Here is a 19,156-nt window from a genome sequence, read left to right as displayed (position 1 = left end):
TTCAGTAGCTTATTGCCGTTAGTTTGACAATAACTGAGAAGTCTTATGCACTTTTTCAAGAATCCGGTCTTCAGGCCCGTTCCTCAATCTCAAAGCCGCTTACACAGCTGCACAGACATTGCTTGAAGCCGGTCTGGACAACACCCTGCTCCTTGTTCCCTCTTAATATGTAGGTTTCGCCGCACTGCTTGCAGACAATCCGAACTTTTACTCGCAAAAAAAGACACCTCTCTCTCCTTTCTGGAATTCCCCGCCTTAAGGAACTGCCCTGTAGGATTAAGTGTGTCCATCTCAATTATAGGTTAACCTCTTCCTCACGCTTCAAAAAGCGAAACGGGGAACGGCTGTTGGCCCGCGCTACCTTCCCCATGCCTCCGTACCATAAAACTGCCATCAATGGCACGATAAACCAGATCCAGTAGTTAGCTGTCGTCGCGAGCAGAAAATCATAGATTCCATGCCACAGCCAGGGCAGAAGCAAGGAAATCAGCAGAATCTTACGGGTCTTGACCCCGCCGGAGAACTTGGCTCTGCCCATATGGTAGCCCATAATTACCCCGAACATGGCATGTCCGGAGACTGGAAGCAGCGCCCTTAGAATCATGGTGCCGATTGAAGCATTGCTGTACCATGCATACATTACATTCTCTATTGTTGCGAAGCCGAGCGAAATCGCTACGGCATATAGTATTCCATCATAGGGCTCGTCAAATTCGGTATGATTGTAAATCATATGGTACAGCACAAACCACTTCAGGGCCTCTTCCACCCCGGCTGAGATCAGAAAGGAATCCACATAAGGACCGCCGTCCAGCCCCAGCACAAGCCCCCTCTGGATAATCATCACCGGCAGCACGATCATCAGGCCAAGCAGGAACACCTTAAGCACCATATGGAGCGGTTCCTGATCATACTTGTCTTTCAGGTAGAAAAAAGTCAGCAGCGCAAGTCCCGGTGCAACTGCTGACGAAATGACCGATAACAAAAGCACCGAATAGCCTCCCTTGCGCTAATACCTAATCTCTGCTGAAGCCGTTATGGCCGGACTGGTACCTTCCCGCTATCTCTTATTCCTGGCGTTTGAAATGATTGCACAGCGTCTGAATCGCATTCTCCGCCATAACCGTCTTGCCGTATTCGGCCAGAACAGCCTGAGTTACCGGAGAGGAATCTCCGAATTCAGCGAGCACGCCTACCAGCCCTGACAGTGCAGCCTCTTCAAATTCCTTCGGATCGAAGTAGAGGTACCATTTATCATTATAAGAATACAGTTGTCCTTGAGAAGTAATATTGCCGATGAGCACATGAGCTGCTTCCACCAGAACCTCGAAATCGCGGAAAGCATATACAATGGAGTCGCTTTGTTCAAGAGTAACTTCCATTTCGTAAATCTCTTCAGGCAATTCATCTTCCCCGGCCCCACCGTACTGATGGTGATCATATTTCCCCCGGGTCACAATAACGACCATGCCTTGCGCGGGCAATGCGAACACTTCCACGGCAAGCGGACCCGTAGCGTCAAAACCTAGCTCGCTGTACGCCTGATCCATCATTTCCGTAAAGAGGTCGTGCACCTTGGGAACCTCCTGCCACATGTCTTCCTTCTGGATGCCCCGCTCGCTCAGGTCGTCAAAAGTGAGGAAAATCCGTATCTTATCTTGACTTAATCGCTCTATTCTCATGACAGGATCCTCCTTTTGCAAGCTCATTTAATATTAATGTATGATGAGTCCCGAGTAATGAGCCAAAAATGGTTACTATGTATGTATGTTATCATTTTGAAGCTACAAATGCACGTAAATAAATATAGATTCAGCCCAATTTGCTGCCCATTATATGTAAAGCCATATTAAAAAAGAATCACTTCAGCGATGCCGGCATCGCCAAAATGATTCTGCAGCGGTTAAATCCGGTTACAAACCGGGTATGGCGGTATGAGTATCTTTGAGAATCTGCTCGACTTCATGCTTCACATCAGGGTTGCTGCGGATGAAATCCTTCAGCATGTTCAGATTTGATTCTTTGGACTTAAGGGAATCCTCTTTATGATCGCCACCGCCGGATACATGTGAGCCGGAGTGGTCATGGCTGCTGCCCGCTGCCGTGCTGCCGAAGCCGGTCATGGCCATCCCCATAATTTTGTCCTTGGCCTTGTCACCCGCATTGTAGGAAGAACCGTTCGAGTGCATCAGGGCCGACATCATGGCGCTGCGTTTTTTGGACATAATCATACTGGCGGCTGCACCAATCAGCACCCCGCACAGAAATGACGAAGTATTCATATCTCCAACCTCCTTGTATGGTAAAATCATGCTTAGTGTTCGCGGAAAGGTAGCCGCTCATACAGCCAAACAACAAGAAAGCGAGATGAAAAAAGTGGGTAAAGCAACAATAACGCTGCTCCTGGCGGCTTGTCTGCTGTCAGCTTGCACTAGCGGCGGGAATACAGGCATCCAGGCTGCGGAGAAGACGCCTCAGCCTGCGGCAGCAACAGAGGCGGCGGAGACAGCCGCATCTGCTACACCTGAGGCAACAGCATCAGCTGCACCTGAGGCCACCGCCTCACCGGAGGCTACGCCTGCGGCAGCCAGCGATGCGCAGGTACCGCTGCTGTATCATATGAACAAGAATTATGACATTGTCCCGAATGATCCGGCGACGAATAAGAAGGTTGTCCTGCTGACCTTCGACGACGGGCCGAAGGAAGCGGAATTAATCAATCCGCTGATGGATACGCTGGACAAGCACAAGGCCAAGGCGATCTTCTTCGTCAATGGTTACCGGGTGAAGGAGCATCCCGAGCTGCTGGAGCTGATCCACAAACGGGGCGGCGTGCTCGGCAACCATAGCTGGGATCACATCGTGCTGAAGGATAAGCCGGAAGCCGAAGTGAAGAAGCAGATTGAAGATGTGCAGAATATCGTCAAGGAAATTACCGGTGAGACCCCTCACTTCTTCCGCCCGCCGCATGGTGCCGGCGGTGACGTAGGCAAAAAAATTGCCGCTGCAAACGGCATGCTCTATATGACCTGGTCCAATGGCTCCCTCGACTGGGAGATGAAGGCCAAGGATACGGGCAAAACGGAGAAGCTGATCAAGAATGTAACCGATCAGCTGCACTCCGGCAGCAATATTCTGATGCATGAGCTGCCTTGGACGGTAGAGGCACTTGACGCTCTGCTGACTACGCTTGAAGGCAAGGGCTACAGCTTTGTAGATCCGCGCAGCATTGAGCTGAAGATGCGCTAAGCTCCGAATCCGTCCATACAAGCAGAAACGGCTGCCCCGCAAGGAGGGCAGCCGTTTTTTTGTCATGCTTATGTGTCCATCACATTGAATCTCTGCGATCCGGAGTGCTGCCGTCCGCAGCGCAGGGTCAGCACATGCATCTCGGCCGGACTGCGCCAGCGCAGCGGCAGATGCGCCGTACCGAACCCCCGGCTGATCAGCAGCTTCAGCGGCGGGAGACCCGCATTATAGCTCCGGGGGATCTCATACATCCCCGCATTATACCTGCGGTAGAACTCATCGGTATGCCGGTTCCCGATCAAGGGCAGTACAACCTGGCCTCCATGGGTATGCCCGGCCAGAATCAGGTCAGCCGGAACCTCCTGCTGCCGGGACAGCCAGAGCGGATCATGCACGAGGATAATCCGGAAGGCTTCCGCATCCGCTTCAGCCACAGCAGGCAGCGGCCCATAGGCCTTCTTGCCGCCTTGCCGCGGGAAATCCACCCCGGTCAGAATAAACTGAGCACCGTCCCGCTCAATGACACAGTTCTCATCCACCAGCAGCCTGGCTCCGCTTCCCCGGATGATGTTATCCACCAGACTGATATTCGCCCTGTAATCATGATTCCCATGTACGGCATATACAGAGGCAACCGAAGCGGCCAGAGTCATATTTTTCAACAGGCGTTCTATGGAAGCACCCTTCTCCGTCATATCACCGCCCAGGAAGACAGCGTCCACCTTCCCCCGCAGCGGGGTCAGCATCTCCTCCGGCAGACGGCGGCGGTGAATATCCGTAATGAACAGTATCCGGTAGCCGTCGAAGACGGCAGGAAGCCGCTCCAGTACAATATCCTGATGATTCAACCGTTTCTTGAAGGCAGCAGCAACCATAAGGAGGCCCATGACCCCTGCTCCCCCAAGGCTCACACCTAATAGAATCAGGAGCACCCTAGTCAACTCCATAGGCTGCCCAGATCCGGCGCCCCGTTAATTCCCCACCACAGGAGGAAGCCCAGCAGCATCAGAAATACAACAATCAGCGAATTGATGAACATTTTGCTGAACCGGATTCTCTCTGACGGATAGCTCTCCGCACGCGACGGAGTCTGCTCCCCTTCCTGCTGTGCCGCCTCACGCTCCGGCCTCCCGGGGGCCCTGCGCCCGGATAAGCGCTCCTTCCTGGACAGGGTCCCTGCCACCGGCACCGGACTTCCCGCACGCTCTTCTGCTGCCCCGGAGGCCGGCTGACGCTTGCCCGCTCTGGCCGGAGGCTGTTGTTCTCTCTTCTGCTGTTTCTGGCGGGACCTTACCCGGCTTAATTGTTCTGTCATGATACCCTCCTGTAACGAATAACCATACCGGAGAACAAATCTATAAGGAAATGGCACAAGATAGGTGCCCACAGACTGCCCGAATGGATGTAGATAAGTCCAAGACCATAGCTGCTGAGGAAGACCCAGCCCGTTGGAATCCAGTGCCGCAGATAACGGACATGAATAACGGCAAACAGTATACTCGTCCAGTACGGCCCAAGCGAATGCTGGATCGCTCCGCGGAAGAGCAGCTCCTCGCACACCGCAACCACCGCCGAAATGACCACAATATGCCACAGCGGCCGTTTGCCGAACAGCAGCTCATTAATCCCCCCGTCATCCATGCTGTCTTCAGGAACAATATGGGTCAGCAGGAAGTCAACAGCAAGCATAATAACTGCAAGGCCAAGGCCCCAGTACACGAAATGTACACTATCCGGAAAATTTAATATGTGAATAGGATTTCTTTTCTGCAATAATATCCATATCAAACCGATAAATAAGGTAAGGCCCTGAGTAATGTACAGATTAATGAGTAACAGCTTGTCTGTTAACTGCTGTGGATCGGCCTTTTTAATTTTGATGTCACCCAATTTGAATTTTTTCATTATAACCTGCCTGTTCTATAAATGTTTTTACATAAGTAAATGTTTTTACATAAGTTAATTCACCTATACGAAGGAGCACCTAATCATGAACAGCCGTACCTCCCGCACTCAAATGATGTACACACTAGGTTTTTTGTTTTTTCTAATATCCGCATTCGCTTCATTTTTCACGGGAGTCAAGGTTGGAGCTGACAAGACAGAGGCCAAGTATTCACAGCTGAAGGACCACCCAAGCGCCCAGGAATTCTCCGGCTCCTACCAGCAGCAGGATCTTGTCACCTTTTATCATAACGTATTTTTGCCTTACCGGGAATTCAAGCGCAATTGGAACGAACAGGTGGGCGTTCTTGCCCGCAGCACGGATGCACGCCAGAATGCGGCAACACTGAAGAATCTGAGTATTCTCGCGGACAAGCAGTATGATAAGGTTACCCAGGATTCGCTCTTCACCAATTCGCCGATGCTCTATGAATCTCAGCTCAATATTCTTAAGAGTCTCACACTCTTCTCCCAAGCCTCCAGTAAGGTGACTGCGGGAGCTTCCGGCGCGGAAGCCGCCAAAGTGCTGAGAAGCGACAACTTCACAACCAGTGCCGTGAGATTCGGGCTGCTCGCCCAGAAGAACTTCTATGATTCCATGCTGAAATGGGGGTCGAAGACCCACCCGTCCATTCCGCAGCAGTCCGGTGAGCTGAAGACACTCTCTTTCATTCAGTGGAAAAAAATGCCGCTCTTGCTCAAGAATGCTTCCATCGCCAATATCATGCTCAACCGCGGCATCTACGCCGGATATGATCCGCAGGATATCACTGCCAAGATTGATGACATGATCTACTCCGGAACCGCCAGCTCGCTGAAGCTGAATGATATTCAGTCCTCCGTCACCCTGCTCATCTCCACCGGTGCGGTGCAGGAGCAGGACTTCATCAAGTGGCGGGAACAATATTACGGCAAAGAGATCATGCCGCAGCTCCCTTTCTTCTACGAGTAGGACCAGTTATTGCATCATAACGAATATTACGGTCCACTTCAAGGCGGACCCGTGCAGAAGAATCCTATTGACACACTTGGCATCACCATGTTACATTATGACAAATTAATCAAGCAAAACCGATGATGGAACAAAGATTACTTGCAGTCTTCAGAGAGCCGGTGGGTGGTGAGAACCGGTGGCGGACATTAATCTTTAGCGCTCCTGAGATATTGTATTGAACACAAGAGTAGATACAATCGGATCACTCCGTTACCAGTGTGGCCTTTGCAGGCCAATGAGGCTGCTTCTTAACCGTCGCAGTGAATTAGGGTGGTACCACGACAACTCTCGTCCCTTACTACGGCAGTAGTATGGGGGTTGGGAGTTTTTTTATTGTCCTATTCCTATGAATCCGGTACCTTTGTATGCTGTTTCTTTTATGCGACAGCGCGTTACCCTGATGTCAAACTGCTTATTACGCTCTTGTAAGTTCTGGTACTGCGGATTGCCTTACCCGGTGATCCTTGGCATATACAATAGCTTTCCCATTTGAAGGAGGACAAGAGACCATGTTTAAAGTATTAGTATCGGACCCGATCAGCGATTTGGGCATTCAGCAATTGATGGACGCAAGCGATGTGACTGTAGACAAGAAAACAGGACTAAGTGAAGATGAGCTAGTTGCAATCATTGGCGAATATGACGGCTTACTCGTTCGCAGCCAGACTACCGTGACTGACAAAATTATCGCCGCCGGTACTAATCTCAAGGTTATCGGCCGGGCCGGAGTCGGCGTGGACAACATCAAGCTGGAGTCAGCCACGCAGCGCGGTGTAGTCGTTATCAATGCTCCGGACGGCAATACCATTACAACCTGTGAACATGCTTTTGCCATGATGATGGCCTTGGCCCGTCATATTCCTCAAGCCTATGCGAAGACGATTTCCGGCGTATGGGACAGAAAAACCTTCCTCGGCGTAGAGCTGCGCGGCAAGACACTGGGCGTACTCGGCATGGGCCGGATCGGCAGCGAGGTGGCCAAGCGCGCCAAAGCCTTCGGCATGAGCATCCTGGCCTATGACCCGTTCCTGACAGCTGACCGTGCAGAGAAAATGGAAGTGAAGCTGGCTTCGGTAGACGACATTGTGCGCGGTGCAGACTTCATCACCGTTCACACACCGCTCACCCCGGAGACCCGCCACATGATCTCCCGTCCGCAATTCGAAGTGATGAAAAAAGGCATGCGCATCATCAACTGTGCCCGCGGCGGTGTCATCGATGAAATGGCGCTGGTAGAAGCGATTGACAGCGGTATTGTAGCCGGTGCTGCGTTCGACGTCTTCGAGAAGGAGCCGCCTGAAGCAGACCACCCGTTCCTTACACATCCGAAGATTATCGTGACTCCGCATCTGGGTGCTTCGACGATTGAAGCCCAGGAGAACGTAGCCATCGATGTATCCGAGCAGGTCCTCCATATCCTGCGCAACGAACCGTTCATCAACGCGGTGAACATTCCGCCGGTTGCACCTAGCGTGATGAACAAGCTGCAGCCGTACTTCACCCTCGGCGAGAAGCTGGGCAGCTTCGCTACGCAGATTACGGACGGAGCGATCCGCGAGATCCATGTTGAATATGCCGGTGATCTCTCGGATGTGGATACCCAGCCGCTTACCCGCTATGTCGTCAAAGGTGTGCTCACCCGCCACTTTGCCGGAGATGTGAACATCGTCAACTCGATGCATCTGGCGAAGACCCGTGATGTGAACGTAGTGGTGACCAAGGCTTCCAAAACCAAAGGCTTCACCAACCTCATCACGGTAACACTCAAGGCTGAGCATGATGAAGAGCGTCTGGTCGCCGGTACCCTGCTGCAGGGCTATGGCGAACGGATCGTTAAGGTCAACAAGTTCCCGGTCGATATTGCTCCGGAAGGCCATCAGGTTGTGATCTCGCATAATGACAAACCGGGTATCATCGGACTCGTCGGCACCCTGCTTGGCGAGAACGGCGTCAACATCGCATCCATGCAGGTTGGCCGGACTATCATCGGCGGAGCGGCCATCATGCTCCTGACCGTTGATAAGGGTGTACCGAAGGAGGTCCTGGTGAAGCTGGCCGGACTGCCGGAGATCAACACCGCTGAGGAGATCATTCTGCTCTAATTCTTATTTCTTCACAATAAAACACTCTTCGGGAGTGCAGGCCCCAGGCTGCGCACTTCCAAAGAGTGTTTTTTGCGTTATATAAGCGGAAACGGCTTGGCCGTCCTTTTAAAGAACGGTACTGCGGATTAGATGATCATTTGCGCTAATCCGTACTCTTGTCTAATATATACCTTATACATGACAACCATTGACATATATAAACAATACATTCAAGGGAGGTTGCAGAATGAGAGCGGATCGTCTGATCACTATCGTTCAAATCTTACAGAGCCGCGGCAAAATCAGCTCCAAAGAGCTGGCGCAAACGCTGGAGGTATCCGAACGTACAATCTTCCGGGATATGGAGGCACTTAGCTTCTCCGGCATCCCCGTGCTGGCCGAGCGCGGCCGGGAAGGCGGCTGGAGGCTGGCTGAAGGCTACCGGAATTCCCTGACCGGAATGAACACCAAGGAGATTGCCGCACTGCTGGTGCCCGCTGATCCGGCAATTCTGCACGCTCTGGGCATTCAGGAGGAGTTCTCCTCGGCCGCCCGCAAGCTGCAGGCCGTCGCTACTCGGCAGCCAGTCACCCCCTTCAGCTTCCTCAGCCAGCGGATTCACATCGACGGAGCCGGGTGGCATCCCTCCGGGGAGACCTATCCCTGCCTGACCGCTTTGCAGGAAGCCTTATGGGAGAACCGCAAGGTGAGCATCACCTATCTGCGCGGGGAGGACGCCGCCGAGCGGCTGGTTGCACCGCTGGGGCTGGTGGTCAAGCGCGGAGTCTGGTACTTGGTCGCAGGGCATGACTGCGAGCTGCGGACCTACCGGGTCTCCAGAATCACTGAGGCCAAAGTCACAGATGAGCTATTTGAGCTGCCGGAGGATTTCGTCCTGTCTGAGTACTGGGAGACCTCCACCGCCGCATTCAAGTCTGCCTTGCCCAGGTACCCCTCCAGCCTGCTTGTAAGAGAGCAAACGATGAAGGAGCTGCAGAAGGAGCGATACGTCGCCCTGTTGCACCAGGAGCCTTCTGAGGCCCCGGGCTGGATCAGGGCCGAGGTTGAGTTCAACACGCCGGAGTCAGCGTGCCGGATCATCCTGTCCCTGGGTCAGGGCATCAAGGTGACGGCACCGCCTGAGCTTGCGGATACGGTTGCTGCGGCTCTGCGCGAAGCGGCAGCATTATACGATTTTTAATAATAGACCAAATGCACTAGTATCCCCTATAATATTACAATACACATTATTATTTATAGGGGGACTTTACATTATGGACTGGATGAACAAGCTGCCGTTGAAACAAAAAATCGTCACCGGATGTTACCTGGTTGCCGCTTTATTCGCTGTCCCTGTCTTAATCACGCTAATCCTTATGGACAGGCTGCTCATCGGCATTATTCTTGTCGCCGTCCTGGCAGCGCTGACTTACCCGCTTGCACGCTTCATTGAGAGAACGCTTACATCTTCATTTGAGGATATCTCCAATGTGACGCACACGATTGCCAAAGGCGACTTCACCAGCCGTGCCGACGAGAATGGCTCCATGGGCGACATTAGCCGCTCCTTCAACACCATGATTGACAAGCTCAAAAAAATCCTGACCGATGCCTCACAGATTACCCGTCAGGTTATGGACGCCAGCCGCGGGATTGAAGACAAGAATCAGAACCTGAAGTTTGTCATGGCGCAGGTGGCCTCCTCCTCCAATGAATTGGCCCTCGGTGCTAACGAAATCTCGGTGGATATCGCTGATATGACCGAATCGATCAAGGATATCGAAATCAAAGTCTCCAATTATACGAATTCCACCAAGGAAATGAATAGAAGGTCTGTACATACACTGGAATTGGTAGAACAGGGACGGCAATCGGTGGATACCCAAGCCGAAGGTATGCGCAAGAACATCCAGGCTACCCGGAAGGTGGCGGATACCATCGAAGCCCTATCGCATAACGCACGAGGCATTACGATGATTACCAAGACAATTACCGAAATTGCTGAACAGACCAATCTGCTGTCGCTCAATGCTTCTATTGAAGCCGCCCGTGCAGGCGAGCATGGCCGCGGGTTCGCAGTTGTTGCCCAGGAGGTCCGCAAGCTGGCCGAGGAATCCACCGCTTCAACCAAAGAAGTGTTCGGTCTGGTACGCAGCATCGAAGCAGATATCAAGCAGGCCATTGATAACATCGCCATTAACGAAGAGGTAGTCCAGGTGCAGAATGAGATGATTACCGAGACGGCCAACATCTTTGCTCAAATTGTGCATAGTGTCCAATACATAACCGAGCAGATTGCCTCCTTCTCCGCAGAGAGTGACCTTATGCTGGAGAGCGCACTTAAGATCTCCGGAGCGATCGAGAATATTTCAGCTATTACCCAAGAGACCGCCGCAGGGACCGAAGAGGTATCCGCAGCGATGAACGAACAGATTCACGCACTGCAATCCGTGGCTGAGGAGACAGAGAAGATGACCTCTGCAGTCTTCAACCTGCAAAAAACGATTCATATTTTCAAATTTTAACCCCGGCACAAAGAGACACACCTGCGGAATTTTCTGCGGGAGGTGTCTCTTTTTTTGGGCAAAACAAAGATTGTTATGTAATATTCACAAATTGTTGAAATTGTGCATAAGGGTAAAAACCGTGCTTTGCACTTCTTTACTATATTCGTTCTATTGTCATAGCTTGTCTATAAGCTAACCTCTTACATCACCGTTACTTAAGTCCTATCACCGAAATTTGCAATGCTGTATATCTAGTGAATTCTTAATATTTTGCAGTAAATCAGCAATGTAATGAGGCTTTGGGCTTACTTCCCTTATTAATCAACCATTAATCAACCTAAATGGCCATTTGCATTTTAAGACTTTAGTCTTCCAGAGACAACCATTTTCAAAAGTTTGAAAATCCAAATATTTAGCCATTTTTACTCCTGAATATTCGTCAAATTCCGAGTTTCTTCTCACAGGGGTTATTGACAAAAGAGGAGCAAGGAATATATTGTAAAGGAAAATTCTCCACAAATTCATTTATAACCGCATACCGGCAAAATTCACCGAAAGGGAATGACGCAAAGCCATGGATCTACAGTCTCATTTCTGAAGTGGGATCATGACAGCCAGGTTGCTGAAAAACTGTGAACGCCTTAGGTTTCGCGTTTGATTATGGTGATTCGTGCAACAGACCTGTGCTCCAATGCTGAGTACAGGTTTTCTATTGCTGACGTATACAAATAACAACTTGCGGGGTGGATGTTCTGAAGACAGTTGCAGATTATATGGCGGAAGCATTACACAATCTGGGAGTCACTCATTCTTTTGGAATTATAGGCAAGTCTATTTGCCCCATCGCTTTGAAAATGGTTGACTACGGTATAGAGTTCATCCCCGGCCGGCACGAATCCAGCTCCGGCTTCGCCGCCGGCGGTTATGCTCTGAAGACCGGCAGTCTCGGGGTAGCCTTCGGCACCTCCGGTCCGGGCGGAACGAATCTGCTCACCGCAGCAGCGCATGCCAAGGCCAATAATCTTCCCGTCCTCTTCATCACCGGACATCAGTCCATCAAGGAGCTGGGCATTCCCCAATGTCAGGATTCCACTTCCTATCTGGCTGATTTGGCGGATATGTTCCGGCCGGCCACCCTCTTCAGCAAGCTCGTTGAACGCGGCGATCACTTCAGCACGATTTTCAACCATGCCCTATCCATCGCCCTCGGTGACCGGAAAGGTCCGGTCCATCTCTGCATTCCGTTTGATGTGCAGACAGAGCGGCTCGCGGAATGCCGGATTGTTCTGCCGGAACGCGAGGGACTAGTCAGTTATCAGAACTATGACCGGGTCATCTCGGCGATTAATCAATCCGCCAGACCGCTGATCATTGCCGGTAAAGGCGTCAACCGTTCAGGTGCCCATCAGGAACTGGTCCAGCTGGCCGAAACCTTCAACATTCCTATAGTCACCTCTCCAGGCGGCAAAGGCGCCATAGCTTATGATCACCCGCTCTACCACGGTCCTGTCGGCGTCGGCGGCTCTTCGCACGGCGATGAATTGCTGAACAACAGTGATCTATTCATTGTTCTGGGCTCCCGGCTGAGCGACATGACCATCTGCAACCTGAAGCCGGAGAATCATCCGCAGCAGCTGATCCAGTTCGATGTAGATCCAACCTTTGTCGGCAAAATACTGTCCTCATCCACTATCGCTGTCGGCGGGGACTTAAGGGACAACCTGGCACTGTATCTTCAGAAGCTGGACCCCTCTATGGTCACCAGGCATGAAATCACAATCTCCAATGCTTACAATGACGAGCTTCCCGTGCTGGCGGGGCTCTCTCTGGCTTCGGTAATGAGCACGATGAGCGACTTGATTCCTTACAACAGCAGCGTGTTTGTAGATGACGGCAGCCATGGCTTCAATGCTGTGAAATGGTTCAATGTCCGCAGGCCCGGCAGCTTCATATTCGATGCCTACTTTGCCTGTATGGGCAATTCAATTGGCATGTCGATCGGCGCCAAGGCTGCCTCTCCCGGGGAGACTGTCTTCTGTATTACCGGGGACGGCTGTTTTATGATGCTCGGAGCTGAAATAAACACGGCCGTTTGCAAGGACATTCCGGTAATTTTCATCGTGGTGAACAATATGCAGCTGGATATGGCGCTCAAGGGCATGGAGAAAACGACCGGCCGGATTGACGGTACGATCTTCGAGGTTCCGATGGATGCCGTGAAATTCGCCGAATCGCTGGGTGCAGCCGGCTTCCGCTGCGAGACGCAGGAGGAGTTCGCTGCCGCAATCCGCGAAGCTGTGGCCCTTAACAAGGCAGCTGTCATTGAGCTGCTGACTGACCGTGATGAAATGCCTCCTACGGCCCACCGAACGCTGGATCTTACGTAAGGAAGCCATATCCGCACACCTTTTTTTTAACCTACTGTCAGGAGGACATAACGTGAACAAGAGCATGAACAGCGGACTCGATCATTTCACTGATCTCTCAGGAGATTATGGGGCCAAGGCCCTGGCTCCGATCAAAGAGCATTTTCCGGAATTAGCCGAATATATCATGGGCAATGCTTATGGCGATATTTTTCAGCGGACCACGATTGGCTCTGACTGGAAGGAGATTGCAGTGATCTCGTCTCTGATTACGATGGGGCAATATGAACAGCTGGGGGTTCATTATGTAATGGCGCTCCGCGTTGGCATGACCGTCGAGCAGATCAAGGGCGTGCTGCTGCATCTGACCCCTTGCGTCGGTGCCCCCCGGGTGATTTCGGCCTTTAATGTGCTGCTGGATACCCTGGAGGAGATCAAAGAAAAATCTTCATAAATCTACAAATTTCGACTTTTGATTGCACGTTTCAGTATGATCTGGTTATAATGAAGGCAAAATATCCCAAATCGAATTGCGGTTTTGTCGAATAGAGTCGCAGGAATAACGTTTTGGAGGTATTGGAAATTACACTTAGGGAGAGATCAACATGGGACAATTTATTTTGAAGACAGATACTGCGAAGAAAGTAATCAATATTGAGCTGGAGGGAACCTTCTCTAACGAGGACGGGCTCAAATCTATACAGGCTTACCAGCAGACTATTAACCCGATCAGCCCTGCTGAATATGCACTAGAGATCGACTGCCGCAAGCTGAATGTAACCGCTCCTGATGTTGTACCGCTGCTTGAAGGCTGCTTCATCATGTTCAAGGCTGACGGCTTCCAGAAAGTGAGTCTTACCCTGGAAAATAACCCGATCCTCAAAATGCAGCTGGCACGCCTGGGCCGCAAAGCAGGACTTGAGAATCTGGAGATCACTTCAACCGTACAAGCTTAATAAATACAATTTAAACCTAAATCAGCCGCTTGAAACGCACATGTTCATTCATTAAACCGGCTGCTAATGCTGGAAGAGAGTTTTGTAAGAAGCAGATTTGTGAGAAGTATAGCTAACAAAACTTTAGGAGGTCTGTACTATGGCGGGGATTCGCATTAAGGACATTGATATCTACCATCCAGACAAAAGAATCGGCAATGACTTTTTCATACAGCATTTTGACGATAAAGGTATTGATATCCGTGGACTGCTGGCTACTCTGGGCCGTCAAAACCGCTACAGCATCGACAGCCCGGATGAGAACTCCCTGACAATGGCTTTTGAAGCCGCAAGTAATGTTCTGGAGAAGACCGGTCTTACCGGCCCTGACATTGACCTGATCGCTTATGCAAGCCAGACTCCTGAATATATATTTCCTACGAACTCATTGATGATTCACCGCCTGATTAACGGGGCCTCGCATACCATCTGTATTGACAGCAATGCCAACTGTGCCGGAATGACCGCCTCGGTTGAACAGGTCAGCCGCCAGATGATGGCGAACCCGAGAATCCGCCGCGCTCTCGTCATCGGCTCCGATTATGTGGCGCCACATGCGGACAAGAATGATCCGGTATATTACGCGAACTTCGGTGATGCCGCTGCCGCTGTCATTCTGGAGCGCGATGAGCATTCGGTCGGCTTCATTGACTCTATCTACCAGACAGACACCTGTGTGTACGGCAACTCTCTGTTCCCGGCAGAAGGCCTGGCTAAGCTCGGACGCACCGGTGTGGCCGCAGGAGAGTTCAATGTGAAGTTCATTCCATTTGATGATTCCATCTGTGTGGATGCTGCTTCCGAATCGATCAACACTCTGCTGAGCAACAACGGGATTGCCCCTGAATCGGTCAAGGCTGCCTGCTTCTCACAGCTGTCTCTTCCGAACATCCAGGCCGTCTCCGGCAAAACCGGCATTAACCCTGAGGCCGCAGTCTACATAGGCGATGAGTTCGGCTATACCTCGACCAGCAGCCCGTTCATTGCCCTTCACAAAGCCGTCACTACAAGGCAGCTTGAACGCGGAGACAAGGTCCTGTTCTGGACCGTAGGTGCCGGATGGCAGAACGTTGCATTTGTAATGGAGTACTAGTCTTACTGACCGTTCACTTCTGTTTCAGAGTAAGCATACGGCCCGCAGCAGAGTTTCTGCCTGCGGGCCGTTTCTGTTCTTAATGCCTCTACTCTGCTCTAAAGTCTGCCTTCGTGCTTGCCCTCATGCTTCTCCCAGCCCATCGTGCGCGATACAGCATCCTGCCAGGCGCCGTATCTGCGTTCCCGTTCCTCCGGCTCCATCTGCGGCGAGAAGACCTTCTCGGCCGTATTGAAGCTCTCCAGCTGCTCACGGGTCCATACCCCGGAGGTAAGTCCGGCGAGCAGCGCAGCGCCAAGTGCTGTAGTCTCCGCATAGGTTGTACGTGTCACTTCGCTGCCCAGAATATCGGCCTGGAACTGCATCAGCAGATTGTTGCGCACCGCACCGCCGTCTACCCTCAGACCGGTGAGCGGCATGCCGGCGTCCTTCTGCATCGCGTCGATGACATCGCGGGACTGGAAGGCCAGTGATTCCAGTGTAGCCCGTACCAGATGTGCGGAGGTGGTCCCCCGCGTCAAGCCGAATATGGCGCCCCGCGCATACATATCCCAGTAAGGCGCACCCAGTCCTGTAAAGGCCGGCACCACTACAACTCCTTCACTCTCGTCCACTTCACTGGCCTTCTCTTCCGAGTCGGCAGGCGCGACGATCAGCCCCAGCCCCTCCTGCAGCCACTGCACAGCCGCTCCAGCCACAAACACACTGCCCTCCAGCGCATAATAGAGCTCATCGCCCATGCCCCAGGCTACCGTGGTCAATAGGCCATGACTGGATGCCACAGCTTCAGTCCCTGTATTCATAAGGATGAAGCAGCCTGTTCCATAGGTATTCTTGGCACTGCCGGCTTCCAGGCAGGTATGGCCAAAGAGTGCCGCCTGCTGGTCCCCCAGCACCGACCGGATAGGAATCTCCAGACCGAACCACTGCTGGTCACAGATACCGAAATCTCCGCCCGACATCCTCACCTCCGGCAGAATGGACGGCGGAATACGCAGCTTGTCCATCAGCTCTTCATCCCACTGGCGCTCATGCAGGTTATACATCATCGTTCTTGAAGCATTGGTAACGTCTGTAGCGTGTACGGCACCCCCGGTCAGCTTCCAGATCAGCCAGGTGTCTACCGTTCCCGCCAGGAGCTCTCCCTTGCCCGCACGCTCTCTTGCTCCCGGTACATGATCCAGAATCCATGCCAGCTTGGTCGCCGAGAAATACGCGTCGATGACCAGCCCCGTCTTGTCCGCAATGACTCCGGCCATCCCCTGCGATTTCAGCTCCTCACATTGGTCTGCTGTCCGCCGGTCCTGCCAGACAATTGCCGGATAGATCGGCTCGCCTGTAATTTTATCCCAGATAAGTGCGGTCTCCCGCTGGTTGGTAATGCCGATTGCCGTGATGTGATCAGCCGGTACGGAGCTTGCTGCAATGGCATCTCTGGCTGCTGCAAGCTGACTCTCCCAGATCTGCTCCGGGTCATGCTCCACCCAGCCCGGGCGGGGAAAGGATTGCCGGATCTCATATTGCCCCTGCGAGATCACTTCCGCCTCTGCATCAAAGAGAATTGCCCGTGAGCTGGTAGTACCTTGGTCCAAGGATAAGATCATAATGCCCAGCCTCCTGCAAGCCTTAGCTTGAAATATATGTTTCACGATGAACAATATTAATGTGCTGATTTCAACAAAAAGCACCTCTGCTCTCAGAGGCGCTGTCATGCATGGTCTTGGTTTACTGTTTTTCGACAGGAAGCCGCAGGGTAAATGTGGTGCCTTCTCCTAGCTTGCTGGAGGCATAAATGCTGCCGTGATGCGATTCGACGATATTCTTCACAATCGCCAGCCCCAGCCCCGTACCGCCCGACTCTCCGCGCAGACGCGCTTTGTCGGCTTTGTAGAAGCGTTCGAAGATAAACGGCAGATCCTCGGGGTTAATGCCGGCCCCCTGATCTCTGATCTGTATCTCCACATAGCTCCGGCCTTCCAGCGTTGTTGTATCCGCAAGGATGGATATCCTCCGGTCAGCCGGGGTATGGCGGAAGGCATTATCCAGCAGATTGGTCAGCACCTGCTCCAGCTTGTCTTCATCGGCTGCCCCCAGCAGCAGCTCCTGTTCAGGCCTCTTAAGCTCCAGCATGATATCCCGCTCCTTGGCTCTGACGGAGAACTTGCGGTATACCCGCTCCAGCAATTCTCCCACATCCACCCTGGACTTCAGCATATCCGTATGTCCTGCTTCCATGCGCGCCAGGTCCAGCAGATCCTTCACCAGACGGCCCATACGCAAGGATTCATCGTGAATGACCTGAACCAGCTCACTGCTCTCCTCCGGGGAGGAAGCCATCCCGTCTAATAGTGCTTCACTGTAGCCCTGCATCATGGATAGCGGGGTGCGGATCTCATGGGATACATTGGCCACGAAATCACGCCGCATCTTCTCCAGACGCACCTCTTCCGTCACATCCCGCAGAACGGCAACAGCTCCGCGCAGATGATCTTCGGAATAGAGCGGTGCCATGTGCACCGACCATACCCCCTGCCGGACATGGACATTGGAGCGTTGATCACCCCCGCCCTCAAGGGTGCTGAAGAACAGCGGACGCAGCGGCGGCGGCACCTCACTGGAAGCGGAGGCCTTCGGAACGAGCCCGGTATCCTCTTCCTCCTCCCAGGCAAGATCACTCCAGGTTTCGAGGAGGGTCTGGCCATGCGGATTGGTGAGGATGATCCGGCCTTCGATATCGAAGGTAATTACCGCATCGCTCATACTGCGCAGAACACTGGATAAATGCCCTTTTTCATTATTCAGACTGCGTATATTCTCTTCCAGCTCTTCTGCCATATGGTTAAATGAGGTAGCAAGCTGGCCGATCTCATCGCTTGTGACCAGGGTCAGTCTTGTTCCATACTCGCCGCGGCGGATGTCATTCGCTGCCTCAATAACCTGCTGCATCGGCTGGGTGATCTTCGTGAACAGGAACAGAGCAAAGAAGGTGGTCAGAGAGAACCCGATCATGCATGTATACATGAACAAGCGCTTGATTGCCCCGGAATTGGTGAAATTACTGTCGATGTAAGGCAGCAGGAACAGCCCGAGTGTAATGAGCACGACAGCAACCAGGAAGATGATCGTGATCCACAGCTTACCGACAAGGCTTCTCCAGAAGTTCACTTATTTAGGCACCTCTAGCTTATAGCCTACTCCCCATACCGTTGTAATCATCGCTGCCGATTCCGGGGATACCTTATTCAGTTTTTCACGCAGACGCTTGACATGGGTATCCACAGTGCGCAGATCTCCGAAGAACTCATAATTCCATACATCCTTCAGCAGCTCCTCACGCGAGAATACCTTGTCCGGTGAGATGGCCAGATAATGCAGCAGCTCGTATTCCTTGGGCGTCAGACTTACCTCTTGGCCGCCTGCACTTACGCGGTGTGCATCATGCTCAATAATCAGGAACGGGAACACGATATTGTTGCTTGAATTACTCTCTTTGGACAAAAATGCCGTTGCGGAAGAACGGCGCATGATCGCCTTGACCCGGTAGATCACCTCGCGCGGACTGAATGGCTTGACGACATAATCGTCTGCCCCCATCTCAAAGCCCTGCACCCGGTTGATCTCCTCACCCTTAGCGGTAAGCATCAGGACCGGTGTGGACTTCACCCCTCTGAGCCGGGTCAGCACTTCAATCCCGTCAATCCCAGGCAGCATCACATCCAGCAGAATCAGACCGTAGTCATTCGCGGTTGCTTTGCGCAGGGCAATTTCCCCGTCCTCTGCCTCATCAATTTCATAGCCTTCTTTTTCAAGATACATTTTGAGCAGGCGGCGGATACGTTCTTCGTCATCCACCACCAGAATTCTATTCAAGTGCTCAGCCATTTACACAACAACCCCTTCATCAATTACAGTAGAACGTCACCC

The 19,156-nt window shown here is 52.2% G+C and carries 19 protein-coding genes, 1 riboswitch and 1 other annotated feature; of the genes, 9 read left to right on the top strand and 10 right to left on the bottom strand.

Going from position 1 to position 19,156, the window contains the following annotated elements; translation table 11 throughout:
* Window positions 1-70: 70 nt before the first annotated feature.
* The 4 genes from MKY96_RS07995 to MKY96_RS07980 all read right to left on the bottom strand — a co-directional run bounded on the left by MKY96_RS07995 (window position 71) and on the right by MKY96_RS07980 (window position 2,282).
* Entirely contained in the window at window positions 71-217 is a 147-nt protein-coding gene (locus tag MKY96_RS07995; RefSeq protein WP_179090427.1) for a hypothetical protein, read from the bottom strand.
* 78 nt (window positions 218-295) lie between these two features.
* Window positions 296-991, bottom strand: a complete 696-nt coding sequence (prsW, locus tag MKY96_RS07990; protein WP_340939644.1) for a glutamic-type intramembrane protease PrsW — start codon at window positions 989-991, stop codon at window positions 296-298.
* Window positions 992-1,067: 76 nt separating this feature from the next.
* Window positions 1,068-1,682 (bottom strand): genetic competence negative regulator, encoded by a 615-nt coding sequence (locus MKY96_RS07985; protein WP_036698160.1) that lies wholly within the window; start codon window positions 1,680-1,682, stop codon window positions 1,068-1,070.
* Window positions 1,683-1,913: 231 nt separating this feature from the next.
* Window positions 1,914-2,282, bottom strand: coding sequence for a hypothetical protein (locus tag MKY96_RS07980; protein WP_340939641.1), 369 nt, complete (start codon window positions 2,280-2,282; stop codon window positions 1,914-1,916).
* Between the two features lie 94 nt (window positions 2,283-2,376).
* On the opposite strand from MKY96_RS07980, the gene MKY96_RS07975 reads away from it, so the two are divergent.
* The gene (locus MKY96_RS07975; protein ID WP_445671427.1) at window positions 2,377-3,249 is read left to right on the top strand and encodes a polysaccharide deacetylase family protein; all 873 of its coding nucleotides are present in this window, start codon (window positions 2,377-2,379) and stop codon (window positions 3,247-3,249) included.
* A gap of 68 nt (window positions 3,250-3,317) precedes the next feature.
* Here the strand turns inward: MKY96_RS07975 and MKY96_RS07970 are convergent, their stop codons facing one another.
* The 3 genes from MKY96_RS07970 to MKY96_RS07960 are packed head-to-tail and all read right to left on the bottom strand — an operon-like array spanning window position 3,318 to window position 5,154.
* A complete protein-coding gene (locus tag MKY96_RS07970; RefSeq protein ID WP_340939637.1) occupies window positions 3,318-4,196 on the bottom strand; it encodes a metallophosphoesterase in 879 nt (292 codons plus the stop codon).
* On the bottom strand, window positions 4,187-4,564 hold the full coding sequence (locus MKY96_RS07965) for a hypothetical protein (protein WP_340939634.1): 378 nt from the start codon (window positions 4,562-4,564) through the stop codon (window positions 4,187-4,189). Before MKY96_RS07965 ends, MKY96_RS07970 begins: the two co-directional genes overlap by 10 nt.
* The gene (locus tag MKY96_RS07960; RefSeq protein ID WP_036698166.1) at window positions 4,561-5,154 is read right to left on the bottom strand and encodes a CPBP family intramembrane glutamic endopeptidase; all 594 of its coding nucleotides are present in this window, start codon (window positions 5,152-5,154) and stop codon (window positions 4,561-4,563) included. The genes MKY96_RS07965 and MKY96_RS07960 overlap by 4 nt, the downstream gene beginning before the upstream one ends.
* A gap of 85 nt (window positions 5,155-5,239) precedes the next feature.
* Here MKY96_RS07960 and MKY96_RS07955 point away from each other — a divergent pair, with 85 nt between their 5' ends.
* From MKY96_RS07955 to MKY96_RS07920, 8 genes are all read left to right on the top strand, one after another.
* Window positions 5,240-6,145: a hypothetical protein gene (locus tag MKY96_RS07955; RefSeq protein WP_036727342.1), complete on the top strand. Its 906-nt coding sequence runs from the start codon at window positions 5,240-5,242 to the stop codon at window positions 6,143-6,145.
* A gap of 113 nt (window positions 6,146-6,258) precedes the next feature.
* Window positions 6,259-6,486 (top strand) — a binding site (T-box leader).
* Window positions 6,487-6,696: 210 nt separating this feature from the next.
* Window positions 6,697-8,289: a phosphoglycerate dehydrogenase gene (gene serA, locus MKY96_RS07950; protein WP_036727344.1), complete on the top strand. Its 1,593-nt coding sequence runs from the start codon at window positions 6,697-6,699 to the stop codon at window positions 8,287-8,289.
* 229 nt (window positions 8,290-8,518) lie between these two features.
* A complete protein-coding gene (locus tag MKY96_RS07945; RefSeq protein WP_340939631.1) occupies window positions 8,519-9,472 on the top strand; it encodes a helix-turn-helix transcriptional regulator in 954 nt (317 codons plus the stop codon).
* 73 nt (window positions 9,473-9,545) lie between these two features.
* A complete protein-coding gene (locus MKY96_RS07940) occupies window positions 9,546-10,796 on the top strand; it encodes a methyl-accepting chemotaxis protein (protein ID WP_340939628.1) in 1,251 nt (416 codons plus the stop codon).
* Between the two features lie 512 nt (window positions 10,797-11,308).
* Window positions 11,309-11,405: riboswitch (cyclic di-GMP riboswitch) on the top strand.
* 146 nt (window positions 11,406-11,551) lie between these two features.
* A complete protein-coding gene (locus MKY96_RS07935) occupies window positions 11,552-13,165 on the top strand; it encodes a thiamine pyrophosphate-binding protein (protein WP_445671426.1) in 1,614 nt (537 codons plus the stop codon).
* Between the two features lie 52 nt (window positions 13,166-13,217).
* Window positions 13,218-13,598, top strand: a complete 381-nt coding sequence (locus MKY96_RS07930; protein ID WP_340939625.1) for a carboxymuconolactone decarboxylase family protein — start codon at window positions 13,218-13,220, stop codon at window positions 13,596-13,598.
* A 151-nt stretch (window positions 13,599-13,749) separates the two neighbouring features.
* Window positions 13,750-14,100, top strand: coding sequence for a hypothetical protein (locus tag MKY96_RS07925; RefSeq protein ID WP_036727352.1), 351 nt, complete (start codon window positions 13,750-13,752; stop codon window positions 14,098-14,100).
* Window positions 14,101-14,239: 139 nt separating this feature from the next.
* A complete protein-coding gene (locus tag MKY96_RS07920; RefSeq protein WP_340939623.1) occupies window positions 14,240-15,232 on the top strand; it encodes a 3-oxoacyl-[acyl-carrier-protein] synthase III C-terminal domain-containing protein in 993 nt (330 codons plus the stop codon).
* A 98-nt stretch (window positions 15,233-15,330) separates the two neighbouring features.
* On the opposite strand, the gene glpK is transcribed toward MKY96_RS07920, so the two are convergent.
* The 3 genes from glpK to MKY96_RS07905 form a co-directional block, all read right to left on the bottom strand.
* Window positions 15,331-16,836: a glycerol kinase GlpK gene (gene glpK / locus MKY96_RS07915; RefSeq protein ID WP_340939620.1), complete on the bottom strand. Its 1,506-nt coding sequence runs from the start codon at window positions 16,834-16,836 to the stop codon at window positions 15,331-15,333.
* A 121-nt stretch (window positions 16,837-16,957) separates the two neighbouring features.
* Entirely contained in the window at window positions 16,958-18,397 is a 1,440-nt protein-coding gene (locus MKY96_RS07910) for a HAMP domain-containing sensor histidine kinase (protein WP_340939618.1), read from the bottom strand.
* Window positions 18,398-19,114 (bottom strand): response regulator transcription factor, encoded by a 717-nt coding sequence (locus MKY96_RS07905; protein ID WP_036727360.1) that lies wholly within the window; start codon window positions 19,112-19,114, stop codon window positions 18,398-18,400.
* Window positions 19,115-19,156 lie beyond the last annotated feature (42 nt).

Source organism: Paenibacillus sp. FSL R7-0302, assembly GCF_038006885.1.
Lineage (GTDB): Bacteria > Bacillota > Bacilli > Paenibacillales > Paenibacillaceae > Paenibacillus_AQ.
This window is presented reverse-complemented; position numbering and strand designations above follow the sequence as displayed.

Bases quoted from the DNA above. Each gene is read 5' to 3' on its own strand.
- MKY96_RS07965 (WP_340939634.1), bottom strand. From the start codon at position 4,564: ATGACAGAACAATTAAGCCGGGTAAGGTCCCGCCAGAAACAGCAGAAG.
- MKY96_RS07955 (WP_036727342.1), top strand. From the start codon at position 5,240: ATGAACAGCCGTACCTCCCGCACTCAAATGATGTACACACTAGGTTTT.
- MKY96_RS07920 (WP_340939623.1), top strand. From the start codon at position 14,240: ATGGCGGGGATTCGCATTAAGGACATTGATATCTACCATCCAGACAAA.
- MKY96_RS07925 (WP_036727352.1), top strand. From the start codon at position 13,750: ATGGGACAATTTATTTTGAAGACAGATACTGCGAAGAAAGTAATCAAT.
- MKY96_RS07935 (WP_445671426.1), top strand. From the start codon at position 11,552: ATGGCGGAAGCATTACACAATCTGGGAGTCACTCATTCTTTTGGAATT.
- MKY96_RS07905 (WP_036727360.1), bottom strand. From the start codon at position 19,114: ATGGCTGAGCACTTGAATAGAATTCTGGTGGTGGATGACGAAGAACGT.
- glpK (WP_340939620.1), bottom strand. From the start codon at position 16,836: ATGATCTTATCCTTGGACCAAGGTACTACCAGCTCACGGGCAATTCTC.
- MKY96_RS07985 (WP_036698160.1), bottom strand. From the start codon at position 1,682: ATGAGAATAGAGCGATTAAGTCAAGATAAGATACGGATTTTCCTCACT.
- MKY96_RS07940 (WP_340939628.1), top strand. From the start codon at position 9,546: ATGGACTGGATGAACAAGCTGCCGTTGAAACAAAAAATCGTCACCGGA.
- serA (WP_036727344.1), top strand. From the start codon at position 6,697: ATGTTTAAAGTATTAGTATCGGACCCGATCAGCGATTTGGGCATTCAG.
- MKY96_RS07945 (WP_340939631.1), top strand. From the start codon at position 8,519: ATGAGAGCGGATCGTCTGATCACTATCGTTCAAATCTTACAGAGCCGC.
- MKY96_RS07980 (WP_340939641.1), bottom strand. From the start codon at position 2,282: ATGAATACTTCGTCATTTCTGTGCGGGGTGCTGATTGGTGCAGCCGCC.
- MKY96_RS07960 (WP_036698166.1), bottom strand. From the start codon at position 5,154: ATGAAAAAATTCAAATTGGGTGACATCAAAATTAAAAAGGCCGATCCA.
- MKY96_RS07970 (WP_340939637.1), bottom strand. From the start codon at position 4,196: ATGGAGTTGACTAGGGTGCTCCTGATTCTATTAGGTGTGAGCCTTGGG.